Raw genomic sequence first — 730 nt, 5'->3', positions numbered from 1 at the left:
TTATCTAAAACAACGTCTGTTTTGCCTTTTAAAATATCATCGAGTGGGTGGCCGTCCAGCACTTCCATGGTCATGAAAATGGTGTCGTTGTCTCGGTCGAAATCATAAACAGTGATGATATTGGGGTGCGCGAGTGACTGGGTTTTTTTCGTTTCGCGCTGCAGCGATTTAAACGCATCGGCGTGCTTGGAAAATTCGTGTGACAGCAATTTAATCGCAACATGCGGTTGCTGGTCTTCAGCTTCTACTTTGCGTAAATCCACCGCTTTACAGACGATGCCCATGCCGCCTTGGCCAAGCACTTTTTCAATAATGAAACGTTCTTTAATGACGTCGCCACCGACCGCATAGGGTACATGTAAGGTGTTGGTTAGCGGGTTTAGTGTTTGTGTTTGGTTGCCGGTTTGCGTTGGCGAGGCGGTTTCAGTTGGTCGAGGGGGCGCGCTTCGAGCGACGGTTTTATCATTTCTTTCTTCGGCGGTGGTGTTTCCTCGCACCGGCGCGGACGGTTTGTTTGCGACAATTACCGTTGCCTCATCCTGTTGGCGACGAGAAATCACCGTTTTGTCGTCGACCTGATCGGCGGATGGGTTAACTGGCTCAACTTTTGGCATTGGCTCTGCTCTATTCCTTGTTTTAACGACCCAGCGATTATGTTGCCAGCCGTCATTGCTCAAATGTAACACCGCCTTCGCGCGCTTACAGCTTGAAGGCGGTGCTATTTTACCGA

The 730-nt window shown here is 49.7% G+C and carries 1 protein-coding gene; it reads right to left on the bottom strand.

What is annotated here, in order from left to right; translation table 11 throughout:
• A partial coding sequence (locus ACFQEU_RS17080; RefSeq protein WP_379784092.1) for a protein kinase domain-containing protein occupies nucleotides 1–677 on the bottom strand: 677 nt, incomplete at its 3' end.
• Nucleotides 678–730 lie beyond the last annotated feature (53 nt).

It is taken from the genome of Halorubrum tibetense (genome assembly GCF_042661865.1).
GTDB lineage: Archaea > Halobacteriota > Halobacteria > Halobacteriales > Haloferacaceae > Halorubrum > Halorubrum tibetense.
Note: the sequence above shows the minus strand (reverse complement) of the source record. Positions and strands in the feature narration are given on the sequence as shown.